This is a genomic window from Roseateles sp. PN1, assembly GCF_038419725.1.
GTDB lineage: Bacteria > Pseudomonadota > Gammaproteobacteria > Burkholderiales > Burkholderiaceae_C > Paucibacter_A.
Window position 1 is genome coordinate 1 of record NZ_JBCARA010000008.1, and the last position, 20,275, is coordinate 20,275.

A 20,275-nucleotide genomic window follows, 5' to 3' on the forward strand; every position below is an offset into this window, starting at 1 on the left:
TGGTAGGCGCGATTGGACTCGAACCAACGACCCCCACCATGTCAAGGTGGTGCTCTAACCAGCTGAGCTACGCGCCTAAAAGAGCTTTGCAGTATAGCCCGGTTTTATTGGCTTCAGCAAGTATTGCGGAAAATTTTCTGCAATTACTTTCTTCGCGCCGCCCGCACACCCGGCACCTGGGCCACGCTGCGCAAGACCTGAGCCAGGCGGCCTGAATCAGCCACTTCCACCGTGAAGTTCATCCACGCCGTCTCGCCATGCGTCTGCTTATTGCTGGACTTGACCGATTGGGTGTTGACCGCGGTGACGTTCATCTTTTCCTTGGCCAGCACTTCCAGCACATCGCGCAGCAGCCCTTGGCGGTCGCTGGATTCAACAATCACATCCACCGGGTAAAGCGCCGCGCCCTTGCCTTCCTTGCCTGCAACATCCTCGCCACCCCAGGCCACTTCGATCACCCGCTCACCGGCGCGCTGCGCCATCTGGCGGAAGTTAATGCAATCCACCCGGTGAATGGCCACACCCTTGCCCCGGGTCACATAACCGCCGATTTGATCGGGCGGCGCCGGTCGGCAGCAACGCGCCAGATTAGTCAGAAGCGAATCCACGCCCACCACCAGCACGCCGCCGCGCGGCGCTTTGCTGGCGCCGCGGCTCATGCGCTGGGCCAGGGCTTCGTCAGACAAGGGCTCCTGCACCGTCGGGCGCAGCAGCAGTTCGATATTGCGCAGGGAGTATTCGTCCTTGCCGACCACCTCGAACAAGGCGTCCGCCCCCTTGAAGCCCAGGCGGCCCGCCAGGTCTTCGAGCTTGATGGCCGTCTTGCCCTCGCGCTGCAAGAACTTTTCCACCGCCTCGCGGCCGCGTGCAATCGTCTGCGCCTGCGCCTGGGCATTGAACCAGGCGCGCACCTTGGCGCGTGAACGCGGGCTGCGCAGATAGCCGCTGTCGGCATGCAGCCAGTCCAGCGAAGGGCCACCGTCCTTGGCCGCTGTGATCTCTACCGTCTGCCCGCTTTGCAAAGCGGTGCTGAGCGGCACCATCTGGCCGTCCACCTTGGCGCCGCGGCAGCGGTGGCCCAGATCGGTGTGCACAGCATAGGCAAAGTCGATGGGCGTGGCACCGGCCGTCAATTCAACAATGGTGGACTGGGGCGTGAAGACGTAGATGCGCTCGTCAAACACCGCCTCCGCACTGCCGTCGGCAGGTGTTGGCTCCGCCGCCTGCTGGCCCTGGGTGAAGTCACGCTCCCAGGCCAGCAACTGGCGCAACACCGCCTTGCGCGCCTGCGCAACCTGATCTTCAAATTCGCCCGCTGCGCTGACGCCGGCATAACCGCGCGTGCCCGCCTCTTTATAGGCCCAGTGGGCAGCCACGCCATGCTCGGCATGGTCATGCATGGCCTGGGTTCGGATTTGCACCTCCATGGCGCGGCCATCCGCGCCCCGCACCACCGTGTGCAGAGACTGGTAACCATTCGGCTTGGGGCGGGCGATGTAGTCATCAAACTCGCCGGTCACCGGCGTGTAGGCTTCGTGCAGCCAGCTCAAGGCGGCATAACAGTCAGCCAGATCGGGCACGATGACCCGCAGCGCGCGCAGGTCAAACACCTGGGACAAGGCCAGGCTCTTGCCCTGCATCTTTTTTTGAATGCTGTAGAGATGCTTGGGCCGCCCCTGCACTTGGGCGGCAATGCCTTGCGCGGCCAAGCTGGCTTGCAACTCGGCCCGCGCCGATTCGATGCTTTGCTCCCGCGCCACCCGGGTCTCGTCCAGGGCCTTGGCGAGGTTGCGGTAGGCCTCGGGCTGCAAGAAACGGAAGGACAGATCCTCGATCTCCCACTTGATCTGCCAGATGCCCAGGCGATTGGCCAGCGGCGCAAACACCTGCTGCGACTCTTGCGCCAGGCTGCCCGGGCAGGCCGTTTTGCTGAGCGCGAAATAGCGCAGGGTCTGCAAACGCGAGGCCAGGCGCAGCAGCACCACGCGCAGGTCGCGCGAGAAAGCCAGCAGCATCTTGCGGACGCGCTCGGTCTGCTCGCCGCGCCGCTCGGCATCCACCTTAGCTTCGCGCGCGGCGCGCTGAATCTGCACCAGGCGGCGGGTATGCGTGACCAGGCTGGCGTAGGACTCGCCAAAGGCTTTGGCCACAACCTCCTCGGGCTTGGCGAGAAAGTCACCGGCGTAAACCAGATAGGCCGCAGCCTGCATCGAGGGTGCCGCGCCGATGGCGGCCAAAATGCCGGCCACCCCGTCGGCGTGGACTTGCGCATCCTCGCCGGTGTCCAAGATCTGGCCCATCAGCAAGGGCTCGGCAAATGCACGCGCACGCTGCACCGGCGCCAGCGACTGCGGCGGCTCACCCGCCCGCGCCCCCTCGGCCGCCAACAAATCAACATCCACCAAGGCCACGATGGGCGCGGCGTCCGTCGCCGAGGCAGCGGCTGTGGCGCCGCTCATAGTCAAACCGGTCTTCATTTCTTTTTTTATCGATGGTCGCGCAAACAAGGCGGCAGCACTTTGAATCAGGCCGACATCATGCCTCGTTCAGTAAAAACTCCGCCACGGCGGCGATTTGATCCGGCACCAGCAATGTGGGTGCGTGGCCGACGCCGGCGAACTCGCGCAGCGCCACGCGCGGGCCACGCTGCGTCATGGCTTGGGCGGTGGCCGGCGACAGCAGGTCAGAGTCTGCGCCGCGCAGCAAGAGCGTCGGGCACGCAATCGCATCAAAGGCGCGCCACATCGCCGCCGAACCCATGGCCGCCAACTCGGCTGTGAAAGCCGCAAAAGGCTGGGCGATGGCCGGGTCGTAATGCAGCTTGAAACCGTCACCCTCGGGCTTGAACATAGGCGCAGACAAGGCCGCCCATTGCGCCGGACTGTGCGGGCCAAAGCTCTTGGAGATGCCCCACAAATAGTCCGCCCCCTCGGCGCGTGAAGCGAAATGCTTGGGCTGACCCAAATAGCCGCCGATGCGCTGCAGGGCCTCAAACTCAATCGTCGGCCCCACATCGTTGAGCACCAGGCGCCGAATCGGGTTGCCGGGCAAACTCGCCAAGCCGATGCCGATCAAGCCACCCATCGAGGTGCCCAGCCAGTCCGCCACCGGCGCATCCAGGCGCGCCAGCAGCGTGACCATATCGGCCACGTAATTGGGCAATTGGTAGCCAGCAGGCTGGGCCAGCCAGTCCGATTGGCCGCGCCCGACCACATCGGGGCAGATGACCCGGTAGCGCGACTGCAGCGCCCGCGCCAAAGTGTCGAAATCCCGCCCCTGGCGGGACAGGCCATGAACACAGATCAGCACCGGCGGCGCTTCGGCCGAAGCCGGGCCGGTGTAAGCCCATTCCCAGAACGCCATGCGGTGCAGACCGGATGCACTCAAACATTGCACAAACTTCAGCTGCGGTTCGGTCATGGCGTGCATCCTTTCATCATCAATCTCTGCGCCAACAGGGTTCAGGCCCTCAGGTCCGTATAGTGTGCATGAGGCATCCACTAGCTTTGAAAGGACTCACCCCCATGTTGAATGGAAAAGTTGCTCTCGTCACCGGATCAACCAGCGGTATCGGACTGGGCATTGCGCTGAGTCTGGCGCGCCAAGGCGCCACCATCGTCTTGAACGGCTTCGGCGATGTGGAAGGCCCCAAGGCCGAGGTCGCCGCACTGGGCGTCAAGGTCGGCTACCACGGCGCTGACATGAGCAAGCCAGCCGAGATCGAGGCCATGATGGCCTACGTCACGGCCGAGTTCGGCGCCTGCGACATTCTGGTCAACAACGCCGGCATTCAGCATGTGGCCGCGGTGGAAGACTTCCCGCCCGAGCGCTGGGACGCCATCATTGCCATCAACCTCAGCTCCGCCTTCCACACCACCCGCCTGGCCTTGCCCGGCATGAAGCAGCGCGGCTGGGGCCGAATCTTGAACCTGGCCTCGGTGCATGGCTTGGTCGCCTCGGCGCAGAAGTCGGCCTATGTGGCGGCCAAGCATGGCCTGATCGGCTTCACCAAGGCGGTCGCGCTGGAAGCTGCCACCTCCGGGGTGACCGTCAACGCCATCTGCCCCGGCTGGGTGCTGACGCCGCTGGTGCAAAAACAAGTCGATGCCCGTGCGGCAGCCGACGGCGTCGATATGGAAGAAGGCAAGCGCCGCTTGCTGGCTGAGAAGCAGCCCTCTTTGCGCTTCACCACGCCCGAGCAATTGGGCGAGTTGGCCGTCTTCTTGTGCAGCGACGCCGCCAGCAATGTCTGCGGCCAAGCCTGGAGCCTGGACGGCGGCTGGACGGCGCAGTAAACCTACGCGCAAGACAGCGCTAGGGCAGCCACTCACCGGCATGCCCTAGCGCCCTCACCGGATTAGCGCAGCGTCATCACCACCGTGCCGCCCACGGTCACGCTGACCGTGGCCTTGCCCGCTTCGACGGGCAGCGCCTCATCGGCCGAGGCGGCCATGGCCTTGAAGCGCACCGGCGGCGCGGCCATCAGCATGGGCGTGCTGTCCATGCTATTCACATTGACTTCACCAATGCTGTAGCCACCGTAGCCGAATTGCTGGGCGTAGTCGGCCGCGCGAGCCTTGAAATTGGCGATGGCCTGCTTGACCACATCGCCCTCCACCTTCTGGCGCTGTTCCTTGGACAAGCTATAGCCCACCCGCGCAATCGTCATGCTGTTGACGCGGCCGGTCAGTTGGGCGATGGCGGCCACATCCTTGCCCTCCACCAGCAACTCAGCCGTGCCCTGCCAGCCGTTGATGCCGCCCTTGGGGGCGTAGCGCGGGTAGAGCGAGAAATTGCCGGTCTGCACATCCACCTGGCCCGGCTTGGCCAGCTTGCGGGCTTCGGCCAGCGCCGCATCCAGAGCTTGTTTCAAGGCCGTTTGCACGGCGGCGGCGTCAGTGCCTTCCTTGGTGGAGGTGAAGGTCACGCCCAAGACATCGCGCGCCACCTCCACGCTGGCCGTGGCCTGCAGATTAAGGCGGTCACGCGGCAAGCTGTCGGCGCCCGGCTGGCCGGCGGCGGCATGGGCGGCACCTCCAGCTGCCCCGGCTCCCATCAAGACCAACAGACTCAGCAAGGTTTTCTTCGACAGCTTGGACATCTTGGCTTGCGACATGGCGCTTCCTTTCATAGTGATAACACCGAGCTTAATGCGCCCGGCGCGGATTCGTTGACCGCCCGGACAAGCCTGCTGCGCAAGCCACACAGAGGGCAAACAATTGTTAACAAGCTGTAACGGCGGGCGCCACAGCCCAAAAACCGCGTCAAAGCGCCGCACAATGGCGCTGTTACAAATTCAGTTTGACCCGGTAAAGCCATGAACAGCCCCAGCAACACAAGAGCAGATCGCATTTTGGTCGTCGATGATGACGCCCGCATCCGCGACCTGTTGCGCCGCTATCTGACGCAAGAAGGCTTCGAGGTGCTGCTGGCCGAAGACGCCCGCGCCCTCAATCGCCAACTCAGCCGCGAGACGGTGGATCTGATCGTGCTGGACCTGATGCTGCCCGGTGAAGACGGCCTGACCATCTGCCGCCGCCTGCGCGCCGCCAACGACAACACGCCCATCATCATGCTGACCGCCAAGGTCGAGGATGTGGACCGCATCGTGGGCCTGGAAGTGGGCGCCGACGACTACCTCTCCAAGCCCTTCAACCCGCGCGAGTTGCTGGCCCGCATCAATGCCGTGCTGCGCCGCCGCCCGGCCACCGAGGCGCCCGGCGCGCCGTCGATGGAAGCCCTGACGGTCAGCTTCGGCGCCTTTGAGTTCGACCTGGCGCAGCGCCGCCTGTCGAAAAACGGCGAAGTGCTGCCGCTGACCACGGGCGAGTTCTCCATGCTCAAGGCCTTGGTACGCCACCCGCGCCAGCCCTTGTCGCGCGACAAGCTGGCGCAGCTGGCGCGCGGGCGCGACTTCGAACCTTTTGACCGCAGCCTGGACGTGCAGGTCTCGCGCCTGCGCAAGCTGCTGGAGACCGACCCGGCCCAGCCGCGCTACATCCAGACCGTCTGGGGCGTGGGTTATGTGTTTGTGCCGGACGAAGCGCCGCAAGCCTAAGTCACCCGCGCGTGTACACCGACCCCGCCAAGCCGCGGCTGGCGCTTAACCTCTTCTGGCGCACTTTTGCGCTGCTGGCCTTGCTGCTGTCGGGCGGCGTGCTGGCCTGGCAGCAAACCTTCAAGGTGCTGGAGGCTGAGCCACGCGCGCTGGAGTCCGCCCAGCAACTCGCCGGCCTAGTCAACCTGAGCCGCGTGGCCCTGGCGGACACCGACAGCATCAATCGCGTTGCCGTGCTGTCTTCGCTGGCGCGCAGCGAGGCGGTGCAAGTACGCGTGGCCGAGGCCGCCGACCGCTGGCAGGCCTACGACGCCAATGCCTTTGCCAAGCGCTTGGCCGCAGAGTTGCGCGGCCGCCTGGGCGCCGACACGGTGGTGGCGCGCAGCGTCAATGCCGAGCCGGGCCTGTGGGTGCGATTCACCATCGGCGAGGACAGTTATTGGTTGCGCACCAGCGCCGCGCCGCTGAGCGTGAGCTTGTCCAGCAATGGTTGGTGGTTGCTGCTGGCATTGATCGTCACCGCGCTGGGTTCGGCCCTGATCACCCGACTGATCAACCAACCGCTGCGCGAACTCAGCTTCGCCGCCCACCGAATCCGCGAGGGTGAATACGACTCCCGCCTGGACGAAAGCACCCGCACCAGCGAGATCCGCGAAGTCAATATGGGCTTCAACCGCATGGCGCGTGAGTTGGCCAAGATGGAAGATGACCGCACGGTGATGCTTGCGGGCATTTCGCACGATCTGCGCACTCCGCTGGCGCGCCTCCGCCTAGAGGCCGAGATGAGCGTGCCCGACGAGCAAGCCCGCCAGTTCATGGCCCAGGACATTGCCCAGCTCGACGCCATCATCTGCAAATTCATGGACTACGCCCGCCCCTCCGAGCTGCAATTGCAGCCGGTGCCGCTGGCCGAGGTGGTGGAGCGCGAGGCGCAGGGCTTCCGCGACCCGGAGCAGATCCGCATCCGCGTGCTGATTCCGCTCGATTTGCGCGTTTGGGCCGATGACACCGAACTCGGCCGCGTGCTCTTGAACCTGTTTGAAAACGCCCGCCGCTACGGCCATGCGCCGGGCCAGCCCACCATGGTGGAGGTCAGCCACAGCCTGCAAGGCAGTTGGGTGGCCCTGCAGGTGCGCGACTTCGGCCCCGGCGTGCCGCCGGACAAACTCAGCCGGCTGACCACGCCCTTCTTCCGCGGTGACGCCGCCCGCACTGCCGCCACCGGCGCCGGCCTTGGCCTGGCCATTGTGGAAAAGTCCGTGCAACGCCTGGGCGGCCAACTGGAGATCAGCAATGCGCCGGACGGCGGCCTGCTGACGGTGATTCGGATCCAGAAGGCCAGCTGAGCTGAACGGCCGCTGGATGAGCGGCGGCCAACGGCTAGCGTCCCGCACCCCACACAGGCCGCCGGTAGCGCGCCCTGACCCCGGCCGGGGCACTTTCCGATACCCCCACGTTTGCTGCCCTTGCGCTGCTCCAAGCTGCCCAACAATGGCCCCGCCGCAGCGCACAGCGGGAACGCCGGCACCTCGCCCGGCCTCACAAAGGCCTCCCTGCCCGCCCTTTGAAGATCACCATCTAGAAAGCCAGAGCATGAGCAGCAGTTGCAAACGATTGATCCGAAGCTTCAACCCAGCCCTGTGTGCCGCCGTCGCCAGCATCGCGCTAAGCGCTTGCGGCGGGGGTGGCGGAGGCAACGAACCCTTGCCGCCGACACCCGAGGCCTTCATCAACAGCAGCAACTACGAAGCCACCGCCGGCATCGCCGCCGCCGGCGCCCAGCACAGCGCCGAGATGCTGCTGGCCGGCGTGCTGCCCATCAACGCCGTGGCCGCCGACGCGCCCGCCGCCAATTACCCCTGCGTCGCCGGTGGCAGCATGACGCTGAGCATTGCCGGCACGGTGCGCAACTACAGCGCCCAAAGCTGCCAGACCGGCGAAGCCTTTTTGGCCTCGGGCAGCATCAGCGACACCGTAGGCCAAAGCAGCGGCAGCCACAGCCTTTTGATCAAAGACCTGGTGTTCCGTGTCGGCGACAGCGCCGCGCCGCTTCAAACCCTCAACGGCAGCGTCGCCGCCAGCTTGACTACGCAAGGCCTGCCCAGCGCCGTGATCGCCGACCTCAGCCTCAGGCAGGGCACGCGCACACAGACCTACGCCCTGACCATGGACGCCAGCGGCAAACTCATCATCGTGCTGCAGACCCCCAGCCTGGCGCAAAAGCTGGTCTACACCATCGACCCTCAATCGAGCAGCGTGAAGGTCAGCAGCCGCGGCGACGGCTCATCTGTGACGATTGTGGAAAGCGCCGACGGCAAGAGCTACACCCTGGAGTTGCGCCCTGACAGCAGCGCCAGCAGCCCCACCGCCAGCAAGACCCTCAGCGCGGCCGAATTCGAGGCCTTGCTGAAGAAGTCTTTGTGAGCCCCTGACTGGCGATCAAAGCCCGGCCAGCAAGCAGCTGGCCTGCGCTTCGATGGCCAGGCCCTCACCCACGGGGCCCATCTTCTCGGCCGTCTTGGCCTTGACATTGATCTGGCCCACTTCCACCCCCAAAACCTGCGCCAAACGGCTGCGCATGGCAGCGATATGCGGCGCCATCTTGGGCGCCTGCGCCTTGATGGTGCTGTCGATATTGACGATCTGCCAGCCCGCCTCACGCACCCGGCGATAAGCCTCGGCCAGCAAGACCATGGAATCGGCGCCCTTGAACTCGGCCGCCGTGTCGGGGAAGAGCTTGCCGATATCGCCCAGGGCCGCCGCGCCCAACAAAGCGTCGGTGATGGCGTGGGCCAGGGCGTCGGCGTCTGAATGGCCCAGCAAGCCATGGCTGTGCGGGATCGTGACGCCGCCCAGGATCAGGGGCCGGCCTTCGACCAGGGCATGGGTGTCCCAGCCCTCGCCGATACGAAGGGCCGGCAAGGCTGGGCGATTTGCATTGGGATTTGTGGCTTGTGCTGAGTCGCTCATGGTGCGTGATTGAGCTCGGCATGAACCGAGCTTGGGTAGATATCGTCGATTTGGACAGGCCTCGTGCGGCGGCCCAAGGGGCGCGCAGCTTAGCGCATGCTTCGCGCAGCAAAGCCATATTTGTGCGCTATCGTGGCGCCCTCTCATCATGCCACCGCCATGCTCACCTTCGACCGCCCTCGCCCGCCATCAACCATGCGCACTCGACTGATCACGCCCTTGCTCCTGCTGTGCTGGACCATAGGCGCGGCGCAGGCAGTGCATGCGGCTGAAAGCCCCGTGCAGGATCAGGCGCAGGCTTCGGCCACGCCGCAGGGGCGGCCCAAGATCGCCTTGGTGCTGTCGGGTGGCGGCGCGCGTGGCCTGGCGCATATCGGCGTGCTGCGTGTGCTGCAGGAGTTGCGGGTGCCGGTGGACTTGGTGGTGGGCACCAGCATGGGCGCCCTGGTGGGCGGCGCCTTTGCGTCCGGGCGCAGTGTCGAGGAGTTGGAAAACTTTGTCAGAAGCGCCGACTGGAACGCGATTCTTTCAGACCGCCCACCGCGCCAGGATTTGAGTTACCGGCGCCGCGAGGACGATCAGATGCTGCCCTCGCGCCTGGAGTTCGGCTTGGGGCGTGACGGGGTCAGCCTGCCGCCGGCGGCCGCCGGAAATAGCGGCCTGGAATTCGCGCTGGAGCGCTTGGTCAGCAGCCAATATGCCGACCTGAATGTGCAAAACCTGCCCCTGCCTTTTGAGGCCCTGGCCACCGATTTGTTGACCGGCGAGTTGGCAGACCTGAGCGGCACGCCGCTCTTCCTGGCCATGCGCGCCTCGATGGCAGTGCCGGGCTTTTTCTCGCCGGTGCGCATCAAAGGCCGGCTGATGGTGGACGGCGGCCTGGTGCGCAATATGGGGGTGGAAAGCGCACGCGCCAAGGGTGCTGACATCATCATCGCCGTCGATGTGGGCACGCCGCTGGCCGAAGAGAAAGAGCTGGGCAGCGCCCTGGGCGTGGCCAATCAAATGCTGTCCATCCTGACCACGCAGAACTCGGCCCGCTCGGCCAAAGCCCTGCGGCCCGAGGATGTCTTGATCGACCCCGATCTGGCAGGCCTGGGCTTTTTGGACTTCACCCGTGGCGAGCAAGCCATCGCCACCGGCGCGCGCGCCGCCCGTGCCGCGCAGGAGCGCTTAAGCGCTTTCTCGCTCAGCCCCGAGGCCTATGCCCAGGTCGAGCAAGCGCGCCGCCGGCCGCCCGCCGTGACCCCCGCCGCCCTGCCTTTGGCCGATGTGACGATCAAGGGCACCAAGCGCGTCAACCCCGAGGTGATCAAGGCCGAGTTGGAACTGCAGCCCGGTCAGCCGGCCAGCCAGGCTGCCATCAACCAGGCGACGGTGGAGCTCTACGGGCGCGGCGATTTTGAGCGCATCGACACCCAGGTGATTGACCGCGACGGCCAGCGCCACATCACCGTCAATGTCAGTGAAGCCGATTGGGCGCACAGCCGCCTGCGCCTGGGCCTGGAGCTGAGCAGCAATTTCGCCGACGACAACAACTTCAAAGTGGTGGCCTTGCACAACCTCTCCTGGCTCAATGCCTGGGGTGGTGAGCTGCGCACCTTTGCCAGCATCGGCAGCGAGCGCAAGCTGGCCAGCAGCTTTCACCAGCCGCTGGGCCTGGGCTCGGACTGGTACGTCGAGCCGACCTTGAGTTTCACTGGAACACCCTGGGACCTCTTTGTGGACGGCCAGCGCAAGGCCCGCTTCAACACCAGCTCCAGCATCGCCGAGCTGGCCCTGGGCCGCCGCCTGGGCCGATGGGGCGATGTGCAGTTGGGTGCCAGCCGCTTCCGTGGCGATGCGGTGCTGCAAGTGCCGCAAAACCGCGGCGACACCCCGATTCAGCAAAGCGGCAGCAGCTACTCGCTGCGCCTGCGCGCCGATACGCTGGATTCTTTGGCCTTCCCGACCCGCGGCGTCTTGCTGGACATCGGCGCCTCCCGCACCCAGCTCGCGGGCACTCAGGTCCACAGCGATGCGATTGGCTTTCAAGGCTTGGCGGCCTTTCGGGCAGACCAATGGGCCGGTCATGTCTGGGCTGAATACTCACATGCGAACTTTGGTTCGGCCACCTCGCTGGGCGGATTTTTGCGGCTCTCGGGCAGCCCGGTGAGCTCGGTGTCTAACCAGAACGTGGGCCTGCTGCGCTTCGTCACGGCGCGCCGCATCGGTGCCATGCCGGTGGGCTTAGGTGAAGCGGTGCGTGGCGGCTTCTCGGTGGAGCTGGGCGCGGCGGTGCAAGACGGTCAGCGCATCGAGCTTGCAGACTTCAAACTCGCCGGTAGCTTGTTCGTCGCGGTGGATACCCGCTTGGGCCCCTTCTATCTGGGCGCCGGCAGCACCAAGGGCGGCGAGAGCGCCTTCTACTTGTTCCTGGGGCCGAGCTGGTAAGCGCCTGCTCAGGCTAAAGCTCAGGTCTTGCGCCTGAGCGCCGTCAGGCCCTTGAACTCCCAGGAGCGAAAGCCCAGCATCAGCGTGAAGCCATCGCGCTCGCGCAGCGGCAGGCGCTGGTCGTTTTGATGCAGCTTGGCCAACTCGGCAGCCAGCTGGCGAATCTTTTGCACCAGGTCCATGGCGCTGGCGTCTGACAAGCGCGCATTCACGCACAGCAAGGCCTCGCCGGCGCCATCGAAGCGCCCGGCAAAATAGTCGTCCACCACCGCCTGGCGGAAGAAATGCTGCACCGGTCCGTCCGGCAGCCAGCGAAAAGCCACCGACACCCGCATGCGAAAGCGATTGCCTGGCTTCAACTCAATCAGCGCCAGCCGGTCCAGCTTGACCAGATAGCCGATGCATTCCGCCTCGCTGATGGCATAGGTCTCCACGATCTGCTCCAGGCTCCAATGGCCCAGGCAGCTGATGGCCACCAGCAGCAGCTTGGGGTCGGAGACCAGGGACTTCTCCTGCTCCAGCGTCAGCGTATCGGCGTGCGGCGTGTTGTCGGCCGCCTGGCGAAGTACATCTTCCATCGGCACGCCCACGGCCGCGCAGACCTGCGCCATCCGAGTCAGCGACATATCGCCTTGCGAAAACATGCGTTTGACACTGGACTCGCTCAAGTCCAGCTTGGCGCCCAGGGCCTTGTAGGTCAGCCCGGCCGCGCGCATCTCCGCGCGCAAAACTTGCAACAGTACTTCGGGCGAACTCATCGCTGACGGTCCTTCAATGATTGGGCTTGTTGGCTTGTCATGGTCTTGCCTCTTTCGCCGCCACGTCGGGCAACGTAGCGAAAACTGCGCCTCTTCGCGGCGCATTGTGCTGCCTGCCACAAAGCATTGGCGCATGCGGCGAATTGCTTCAACACTGCGCCCACTGTCGCCTTCGCCAGCACCGCCAAACCGGAGTGGCGCCGCCCCAGCACGGGGCTCACCGCACGGCAGCCGCATCATCACTTCAGGAGTCTTCAATGCCGAAAGTCACCGAACTCAAGCCCGCGCCCTCGGTCAATCGCTTAACGCCGCTGGCCTGGCTGGCTGTGGGCTTGGCCGTCAGCTGCGGCGCCGCCCAAGCGCAGCCAAGCGTCAGCCGTGAATCCAGCACCTATGTGGGCGGCAATATCGGCCTGCTCAACAACTACCGCCTGGACTGCAATGACGGTGCCGCTTGCGAGCGCAACGGCAAGCTCAGCGGCAAGGTCTACATCGGCCACAGCGGCGAAATCCTGGGCGGCCTCGGTCTGGAGGCCATGGCCTTCAGCATCGGCAGCGCCAAGGGCAGCTTGCAGCGAGGCAGCGTCAACGAGGCCGGGTCTATCAAACTAAGCGGCGTCGGGGCCTCGGTAGTGCTGCCCTGGGAGATGGGCGACTTTGGCATCAAGGCACGGCTGGGTGTCGGCTATGTGCGCGGCAGTGCCAGCTATGCGGCAGGCGGCACGCAATCGCGCTGGAGCTTTCAGCCTTTGCTGGGCCTGGGTGGCAGCTATGCGCTCAGCAAGCAGATGACGCTCAACCTGGACTGGGATGCCTTGTCGGCAAGCTATGGCTCCGGCACCAGCCGCATGGGGATGTTGTCGGCTGGTATCAGCGTCAAGTTCTGAGCGGGCAAGCAAGGTCGACAAGTCGCCGGGCCGGGGACTCAAGGCCAAGCGTCGCCAAATCGAGCCGCCCCAGCTGGAGCAAGGCGGATGCGGCCTTTGCGCCAACTCAATGAATGAGCCTGCACCCCTAGTTTGAATGACGCGTTGCTGACGGTTTTCGGGTCTCATTGCCGGGGATCGACAGCTTGCTCCGCTCGAGGAGCGCCACCACAGGGCAGGTCGGGCTTGCCCCACATCAGCGCAGGAGTCCATTCATCATGAAGAGAACTGTTCTTGTCAAACGTCGGCTCGCCCATGCTTTGGCATTGCTGGGGGCTTGCTCGGCCCTGGGCTTGGCGCCCATGGCTCAAGCTGCCCCTGATCTGTACTACAGCGCCAGCGCGCAAGTCTATGGGAGCATCTACACCACCTTCACCAGCCCTTTGCTGGGCGATGGCAGCTTTTCCCTGAACGGCAAAAGCGACTACCAAAGCAATTGGAAGGGCTCGGGCAATGTCAGCACTGGCGTGGCCGATGCCACCTTCACCATCGCGACCGGCCCCGGCGGCCTAGACCCGGTGTATGACCTCGTCACCAGCGCTGGCAAATACGGCATGGGCTATAGCGGCCAGGCGGAAGCCGCAGGCCTAAGCCTACGCACCAAGATCAGCTCGCATCTGGTGGACGATACCGGCGCCCTGGTGCAGGGCAGTCCTGCCGACCTCAAAAGCAGTCTCAGTGCCGATGCCAGCGCAGGTTGGAGTCAGCAATTTTTCATCGCTGCCACAGCGGCCAAGCCGACCGGCAGTTATGGCGCCATCCTGGTCTCTGCCACCTTGGACGGCGGCTTCCCTGCACTGTCTGACCCAAGTGTCTACAACGACGGCTGGTCGAATATGCAAATCAGCAGCAGATTCACCGATACGGCCGGGGTGAACTACAGCAGCAACTTCAACATCAATGCTGCCGCCAACGATCCGGCCTGGACCGGCAGCAAGACCGTGTACAAAAAGCTCTTGTTCCAATACGGCACGGTCTTCAACCTCAATGCCTACCAATATGCCTCGGTCTCCAACAACGGCAGCGCTGACTTCTTCAACACTGGCCGGATCACCTCCATTGAACTGCCCTTCGGCGCCACGCTGGAGTCTGGCGCCCAGCAAGCTGGCTTAGGAGACCTCGCGGCGCTGTACGGCACGGTGACCAACTCCGCCACGGTGGATGACATCAATACCAACTGGGACTTTGGCAACAACGGCGGCGGCTTCAACCCGCCGGTGCCGGAACCCGCCAGCTCGGCCCTGCTGCTCGCAGGTCTGGGCGTGCTGGGCTTGCTGGCCAAACGGCAGCGGCGCGAGCGCTGAACTTAGCTAGATTGAGTTGAGTTCCAAGGCCGGCGCATTGACACACACCGTCAGCGCCGGCTTCACCTGCGACTCTTGAGCAAGGCCTCGGCCATCGCGAAGTCAGCCGGCCAAGTGACCTTGAAGTTCTCCATCGGGCTCTCCACCAGCAAGGGTTGATGGCCAAGAGCCTCGATGGCGCTGGCCTCGTCGGTGATGCCCTCATTCAAGCTCGCCAAGGCCGGCCGCAGCAGGCCCAGGCGAAACATCTGCGGCGTCTGCGCGGCCCATTTTTCACGCCGGTCCACGGTAGCCGTGACGCGGCCTTGCGCCGAGGCTTTGAGCGTGTCAGCCAGCGGCAGCGCCAGCAGGCCGCCGACTTCGTCGTCCCAGCAAGCGGCGATCAAACGCGCCACCCATTCAGGCCGCAAGAGGCAGCGCGCCGCGTCGTGCACCAACACCCAGTCGTGAGGCTGAGCGCCACGCGCCAACAATTCATTCAAACCATTGGCGACAGTTTCGGCACGGGTCTCGCCACCCACTCGCGCCACCCAAGCGCGCTCGCCGGCGAACCCAGGCACCGCCGCATCAAACTGATCATCCTGCGGCGACAGCACCACCAAGGTGGCGGCCAGCTGCGTCACCTGGGCCAGCGCGGCCAGGGTATGAGCCATCATGGCCTGACCCGCCAGCGGCACGTATTGCTTGGGGATGGTGGCACCTGAACGGGCGCCGACACCGGCGGCGGGAACCAGGGCATAACACTGGGGCTGCAGGCCCACGGCATAAGAAGTCATGGCCTGCATTTTAGGTGGCGCGCCTGGGCGCCGCCGCTTGACGTCGCTTTATGCCGCTTCACGCCGCAGCATCACATCAGGCAATAGTTCTGCGGCAGCAGGGGCGCGGGCAGCTCGGTCTCACCCAGCGCCGCGCGCATATCGATTTCGATGGCGCGGCAGATGGCGTCCAGAGGCAAGTCATTGGGCAGCAGGCCAAAAGGCTCTTCGATCTCGTCACCCAGCGCGTCCAGGCCAAAGAAGGTGTAGGCCACGATGGCCACTACAAAAGGCGTCATGAAGCCAATGCTGTCCACCAAGCCAAAGGGCAGCAAAAAGCAATAGAGGTAAGCCGTGCGGTGCAAGAGCAAGGTGTAGGAAAAGGGCAAGGGCGAACTCTTGATGCGCTCGCAAGAAGCAGCGGCCGCGGTGATGGCGGACAGGGTGTTGTCGATTTGGGCCGTTAGCACGGAATCGATACGCCCCTCCCTGCGGCACTGCTGCAGGTCGGCGCCCATGTTCATCATCAGGCTTGCCGCCTTGTTGGGCGCGCTTGCCAGGGCCTGCCATTCCTGAGGCTGCAACCAGGCTTGCACTTCGCCCTGCACGTCGGGCGTGCCGCGCAGCTGATGCTTCAAGGCCTGGGCGTAGGCAATGCTGCGCTGGATCATGCGCACGCGAACATCGTCGCGCGCCGTCGCAGCTTGCGGTGCCCCTTCCGCATCCACAAAGTTCAAGACCTGCCGGGCCAGGTTGCGACTGCGCAGCAGCAACTCGCCCCAAAGCTTGCGCGCTTCCCAATAACGGTCGTAAGCCGCGTTATTGCGAAAGCCCAGAAAGATCGCCAGCGGCAGACCAATCAGGGTGAAGGGAATGGTGGTCAGCGTGATCTTGTGGCTGAACAAAATGCCATGCGAGAGCGTCACCGCCACCGCGATCAACACGTTGACGAACAGCACCGCGCGGATCTGGCGCAGCACCGAGCCACGCACGATCAGAAACAGGCGCAGGCCAGAGGGGCGGTCTCGAACAATCATTGCGGTTCGATTCTCAGCCCTACCGCTTACATCCGACCTTCACGCAGATAGCGCGTATGCCAGCTGAAGGCTTCATCCAGCAAATGCGGGGTGTGCAGTCCCGGCGCGCCTACGGCTGCGCGCCGCACATAGTCCAGCAGAGCGGGCTTGAAGTCGGGGTGAGCGCACTTCTCGATCACCACCTTGGCACGCTCCTTGGGCGAGAGGCCGCGCAGATCGGCCAAGCCCTGCTCGGTGACGATGATCTGCACATCATGCTCGGTGTGATCCACATGCGAGACCATGGGAACGATGCAGGAAATGGCGCCGCCCTTGGCGACGGAGGGCGTCATGAAGATGGACATATAGGCATTGCGCGCAAAGTCGCCCGAGCCGCCAATGCCGTTCATGATGCTGCTGCCCATCACATGGGTGGAGTTGACGTTGCCGTAGATGTCGGCCTCGATCATTGCGTTCATCGCGATCAGGCCCAGGCGGCGAATGAGTTCGGGGTGATTGCTCATCTCCTGCGGGCGCAAGACGATGCGCTGGCGGAAGAATTCAATCTCGCGCTCAAACAAGGCCGCCGCATCGGGGCTCAGCGACAAGGCCGTGGCCGAGGCATAGGCCAGCTTGCCGGACTTGAGCATGCTCAGCATGCCGTCCTGCAAGACCTCGGTGAAGGCGGTCAGATTCTCAAAGGGGCCTTTTTCCAAGCCGGCCAGCACCGCATTGGCGATATTGCCCACGCCGGACTGCAAGGGCAGCAAGTCAGGTGTCAAACGGCCCAACTTCACCTCGTTCTGCAAGAACTCGATGATGTGGCCGGCAATCGCGTTGGACACTTCATCCGGTTCGGCGAAGACCGAGTTGCGATCGGGCTGATGCGTTTCCACCACCGCAATCACCTTGCTCAAATCGCAATGCAGATAGGGCTCACCGATATGGTCGCCCACCTGCACCAAGGGAATAGGCACGCGCTTGGGTGGCAGCTGGGTGCCGTAGTAGATGTCGTGCATGCCCTCCAGCCCGGCGTTTTGCAGGCTGTTGACTTCCAGAATAATTTTGTCGGCCTGATCCAGCCAGGTTTTGTTATTGCCGATCGAGGTCGACGGTACCAAGCGACCGTCGGGCAGGATGCCTGCCACCTCGATCACCGCCACATCCAGCTTGCCCAGGAAACCGAACCACACATACTGGGCCACATGGCTGAGGTGGATATCGGTGTACTCCATCTGCCCGGCATTGATCAACTTGCGGCTGGTCGGGTCAGATTGATAGGGCAGGCGCATTTCCACACCGTTCACGCGGGCGAGAGCACCGTCGAGTTCAGGCGCGGTGGAGGCTCCTGTCCACAAGCCGATGCGGAAGGGCCGGCCTGCCGCGTTCTCGCTGGCGATGCGCGCGGCCAGTGCCTGCGGGATGACCTTGGGGTAGCCGGCGCCGGTAAAGCCGCTCATGCCGACATTGGCCCCCGCGGGGATCAGGGCAGCCGCTTCTTCGGCCGACATCAGCCGCTGACGCAGGCTGTCGTTTTGCACACGGTTCAAATCAAGCATCGGTGAGAATCCAGCACTTTCAAAAAACAATCGAAGAACGACTCGACCAAGTCAGAAGAAGTTCCACAGTACGGCTGCCCGACAGCTTAGCCGAAGAATCGGCATCAATCAGGGTTTGTACTGATCACTCACCCGTCGACTGAGACAATGGCCACGCTTATTGGCAGACTTTTTCGCCCCTGCTGACCCGCCCCCCACAAAGTTCCCTGCCACCACAAGATGCGCATCGAAGATATCCGCCAAGAACTGAGCGCCCTGGGTGCCAAGCCCCTGCATGTGCAGCGGGTGCTGCGCCAATGGGTGCGCGCCCTGCCCTTGACGGCGGGCCGGCGCCGGCCCGAGGACTTTCTGCCCCTGGCGGTGCGGGATGCATTGCCGGACTTGGACGCGCGCCTGCAAGGGCTGACCCGCTTGGTTTCCAGCCACCCCGGCGAGGACGGCTCGGCCCGTTTGCTGCTGGCCCTGCAGGACGGCATGACGGTGGAAAGCGTGCTTTTGCCGCGTGACGGCGTCTGCGTCTCCAGCCAGGTAGGCTGCGCCGTCGGCTGCTTGTTCTGCATGACCGGGCGCGACGGCCTGATCCGCCAAGTCAGCAGCGCCGAAATCATCGCCCAGGTGGCGCAAGCACGCAGTCAGCGGCCGGTCAAAAAGGTCGTATTCATGGGCATGGGCGAGCCGGCGCACAACCTCGACAACGTGATGGAAGCCATCGAGCTGCTGGGCAGCGTGGGCAATATCGCGCACAAGAATCTGGTCTTCTCCACGGTGGGTGACCCGCGCGTATTCGAGCGCCTGCACAGCCTGCCCACCGGCGCAGTGAAGCCGGCGCTGGCGCTATCGCTGCACACCAGCAAGGCGGACTTGCGCACGCAACTGCTGCCGCGCGCGCCGCGCCTCACGCCGGATGAACTGGTGACCCTGGGCGAACAATATGCCCGCGCCAGCGCCTACCCGATCCAGTACCAATGGACGCTGCTGGACGGGGTCAACGACGGGCCGGAGGAGCTCGACGGCATCGTCGCGCTGCTGCGTGGCAAGTACGCGATTCTGAACATGATCCCCTACAACAGCATCCCCGACCTGCCCTTCCAGCGCCCCAGCTGGGACAAGGCCCGCGCCATCGCGGCCGAGCTGCACCGCCGCGGCGTGCTGACCAAGCTGCGCGACTCGGCCGGCCAAGATGTGGACGGTGGCTGCGGTCAGTTGCGCGCACGCGCACAGGCGGGCGGCTTGCAGCCGGTCGTCATGCGCCCGCAGCAAAAGCGCTGAAGGCCGCTACAAACGACCAATCCCGCCTCGCTCCAGGCTGGGCAGCCTGACCGAGCAAAGCACGGCCAAGCTCAAGGCATGTAGATGATGCGCAGACTGGCGTCTACCAACGCCAGCGGCACAAAGCCAAGCGCCTCTGGATGGCGTTGCAGATGGCCGCGCACGCTCTCAGCATCACGCAATTCCAGCGGCGGGCGCAGCCGCCCACCGAACTGCTGGGCCGACCAGGCCGTGCGGTATTCGGCCGGTGCTTTGCGCAAGACGGCGCTGAAGAAATGATCCCGCTCCGGTCCGGCGCTCATCAAGAGATTGGGCGCCGCGCCACCCGCCAGGGCTTGCCGCCGCCCCATGAAAAGATCGGCCAAGGTATCGCGCTCTATCCCTTGGATCGCGCTGCGACTAGAGACCACGACGGCGAGTGCCGGGCGGCTGTAGCGCGCGACGATCTGGCTCAAGCCCCCCGACGCGCGCAAAGTCTCAACCGCATCCATCAATGCCTGACCATTGACCGGGCTGTTCTTGGGCCAGGCGCAGTGGTAATTGTTCAGGCCAACGAGAGCACGCCAGGGCGCAATGCCGCTGAGTTCACCGTTCTCCGCCACCCAGCTGAGGCTTTGCTGGTTCAGCACGCCATAGGGATGTCGCAGCAGCTGAATTTTCTTGAGCAGACGGTCTTCGCTGATGACATCGTCACGCTGCAAGCTGCCGTCGGCAAAGCGGGCATCCAGGCGCGCATAAGGGCTGCCCAGCAAAGTCCCGACCACGCTGCCGCGCGCGAGTTGCTCCGCCTGATCCACCGGGCTGGCACTGGTGTGTCCCACCAGCAAGTCGGGCAAATCCAGCAAGGACGCACTCCAGCGATAAAGCGCCACATCGCGGCTCTGGTTCGGCGAGGTATGGCAGATCAAATCCAGCTCGCCCGCGGCGGCGGCGGCATCGATTCTTGGGCGGGGCAGCAGTTGGGGGTCCAGCTTCAAGCGAAGCGCCTCTGCGATGGCGCGGTAGACCTCCAGATCGATGCCTCGGCTAGCTTGCGCGTCAGCCCAAACCACGAATGGCGGCTGCGCATTGGCGGCGATGGCCACACGCAGCCGGGCTGGATCAGCCGCCACAGCCTCCAGGGGCGCCGCGAATGCCAAGGCCACACCCAGCCAGCGCGCAGCCCGCTTACCAGCGGCCACGATGGAGCTTTTTTGGGTCAAGCGAGTCATCGGCTTCATGGCGGCC

Annotated in this window: 17 protein-coding genes and 1 tRNA gene; 8 read left to right on the top strand and 10 right to left on the bottom strand. The window is 64.5% G+C overall.

Going from position 1 to position 20,275, the window contains the following annotated elements; translation table 11 throughout:
• The 3 genes from AABB87_RS13380 to AABB87_RS13390 all read right to left on the bottom strand — a co-directional run bounded on the left by AABB87_RS13380 (nt 1) and on the right by AABB87_RS13390 (nt 3,420).
• A tRNA-Val gene (locus AABB87_RS13380) sits at nt 1-77 on the bottom strand.
• 66 nt (nt 78-143) lie between these two features.
• Nucleotides 144-2,459 (bottom strand): RelA/SpoT family protein, encoded by a 2,316-nt coding sequence (locus AABB87_RS13385; RefSeq protein ID WP_341971706.1) that lies wholly within the window; start codon nt 2,457-2,459, stop codon nt 144-146.
• 76 nt (nt 2,460-2,535) lie between these two features.
• Nucleotides 2,536-3,420 carry an alpha/beta fold hydrolase gene (locus AABB87_RS13390; RefSeq protein ID WP_341971707.1) on the bottom strand — a complete coding sequence of 295 codons (885 nt, stop codon included), beginning with the start codon at nt 3,418-3,420 and terminating at the stop codon, nt 2,536-2,538.
• Nucleotides 3,421-3,524: 104 nt separating this feature from the next.
• Between AABB87_RS13390 and AABB87_RS13395 the strand changes: the two genes are divergently transcribed.
• Complete coding sequence (locus tag AABB87_RS13395; protein ID WP_341971708.1) at nt 3,525-4,295, top strand: 3-hydroxybutyrate dehydrogenase; 771 nt, start codon at nt 3,525-3,527, stop codon at nt 4,293-4,295.
• Between the two features lie 62 nt (nt 4,296-4,357).
• Here AABB87_RS13395 and AABB87_RS13400 read toward each other — a convergent pair whose 3' ends face one another.
• Nucleotides 4,358-5,116: an SIMPL domain-containing protein gene (locus AABB87_RS13400; protein ID WP_341971709.1), complete on the bottom strand. Its 759-nt coding sequence runs from the start codon at nt 5,114-5,116 to the stop codon at nt 4,358-4,360.
• Between the two features lie 201 nt (nt 5,117-5,317).
• Here AABB87_RS13400 and ompR point away from each other — a divergent pair, with 201 nt between their 5' ends.
• The 3 genes from ompR (at nt 5,318) to AABB87_RS13415 (ending at nt 8,482) form a co-directional block, all read left to right on the top strand.
• The gene (ompR, locus tag AABB87_RS13405) at nt 5,318-6,058 is read left to right on the top strand and encodes an osmolarity response regulator transcription factor OmpR (RefSeq protein WP_058720227.1); all 741 of its coding nucleotides are present in this window, start codon (nt 5,318-5,320) and stop codon (nt 6,056-6,058) included.
• Nucleotides 6,059-6,069: 11 nt separating this feature from the next.
• Nucleotides 6,070-7,404, top strand: coding sequence for an ATP-binding protein (locus tag AABB87_RS13410; RefSeq protein ID WP_058720228.1), 1,335 nt, complete (start codon nt 6,070-6,072; stop codon nt 7,402-7,404).
• A 247-nt stretch (nt 7,405-7,651) separates the two neighbouring features.
• On the top strand, nt 7,652-8,482 hold the full coding sequence (locus AABB87_RS13415; protein ID WP_341971710.1) for a hypothetical protein: 831 nt from the start codon (nt 7,652-7,654) through the stop codon (nt 8,480-8,482).
• 15 nt (nt 8,483-8,497) lie between these two features.
• Here AABB87_RS13415 and ispF read toward each other — a convergent pair whose 3' ends face one another.
• Complete coding sequence (gene ispF, locus AABB87_RS13420) at nt 8,498-9,028, bottom strand: 2-C-methyl-D-erythritol 2,4-cyclodiphosphate synthase (protein ID WP_341971711.1); 531 nt, start codon at nt 9,026-9,028, stop codon at nt 8,498-8,500.
• A gap of 195 nt (nt 9,029-9,223) precedes the next feature.
• On the opposite strand from ispF, the gene AABB87_RS13425 reads away from it, so the two are divergent.
• Nucleotides 9,224-11,461 carry a patatin-like phospholipase family protein gene (locus AABB87_RS13425; RefSeq protein WP_341971712.1) on the top strand — a complete coding sequence of 746 codons (2,238 nt, stop codon included), beginning with the start codon at nt 9,224-9,226 and terminating at the stop codon, nt 11,459-11,461.
• Between the two features lie 20 nt (nt 11,462-11,481).
• On the opposite strand, the gene AABB87_RS13430 is transcribed toward AABB87_RS13425, so the two are convergent.
• The gene (locus tag AABB87_RS13430) at nt 11,482-12,219 is read right to left on the bottom strand and encodes a helix-turn-helix domain-containing protein (RefSeq protein ID WP_058720232.1); all 738 of its coding nucleotides are present in this window, start codon (nt 12,217-12,219) and stop codon (nt 11,482-11,484) included.
• A 257-nt stretch (nt 12,220-12,476) separates the two neighbouring features.
• Here AABB87_RS13430 and AABB87_RS13435 point away from each other — a divergent pair, with 257 nt between their 5' ends.
• A complete protein-coding gene (locus AABB87_RS13435) occupies nt 12,477-13,106 on the top strand; it encodes an outer membrane beta-barrel protein (protein WP_341971713.1) in 630 nt (209 codons plus the stop codon).
• Between the two features lie 257 nt (nt 13,107-13,363).
• Entirely contained in the window at nt 13,364-14,449 is a 1,086-nt protein-coding gene (locus AABB87_RS13440) for a PEP-CTERM sorting domain-containing protein (protein ID WP_341971714.1), read from the top strand.
• A 62-nt stretch (nt 14,450-14,511) separates the two neighbouring features.
• On the opposite strand, the gene ispD is transcribed toward AABB87_RS13440, so the two are convergent.
• From ispD to AABB87_RS13455, 3 genes are all read right to left on the bottom strand, one after another.
• On the bottom strand, nt 14,512-15,225 hold the full coding sequence (ispD, locus tag AABB87_RS13445; RefSeq protein WP_341971715.1) for a 2-C-methyl-D-erythritol 4-phosphate cytidylyltransferase: 714 nt from the start codon (nt 15,223-15,225) through the stop codon (nt 14,512-14,514).
• 71 nt (nt 15,226-15,296) lie between these two features.
• Entirely contained in the window at nt 15,297-16,241 is a 945-nt protein-coding gene (locus AABB87_RS13450; protein WP_341971716.1) for a bestrophin family protein, read from the bottom strand.
• Between the two features lie 26 nt (nt 16,242-16,267).
• Nucleotides 16,268-17,779, bottom strand: coding sequence for an acetyl-CoA hydrolase/transferase family protein (locus AABB87_RS13455; RefSeq protein WP_058720237.1), 1,512 nt, complete (start codon nt 17,777-17,779; stop codon nt 16,268-16,270).
• Between the two features lie 219 nt (nt 17,780-17,998).
• Between AABB87_RS13455 and AABB87_RS13460 the strand changes: the two genes are divergently transcribed.
• Complete coding sequence (locus AABB87_RS13460; protein WP_341971718.1) at nt 17,999-19,048, top strand: RNA methyltransferase; 1,050 nt, start codon at nt 17,999-18,001, stop codon at nt 19,046-19,048.
• Nucleotides 19,049-19,119: 71 nt separating this feature from the next.
• On the opposite strand, the gene AABB87_RS13465 is transcribed toward AABB87_RS13460, so the two are convergent.
• The gene (locus tag AABB87_RS13465; protein ID WP_341971719.1) at nt 19,120-20,268 is read right to left on the bottom strand and encodes a substrate-binding periplasmic protein; all 1,149 of its coding nucleotides are present in this window, start codon (nt 20,266-20,268) and stop codon (nt 19,120-19,122) included.
• Nucleotides 20,269-20,275: the final 7 nt, after the last annotated feature.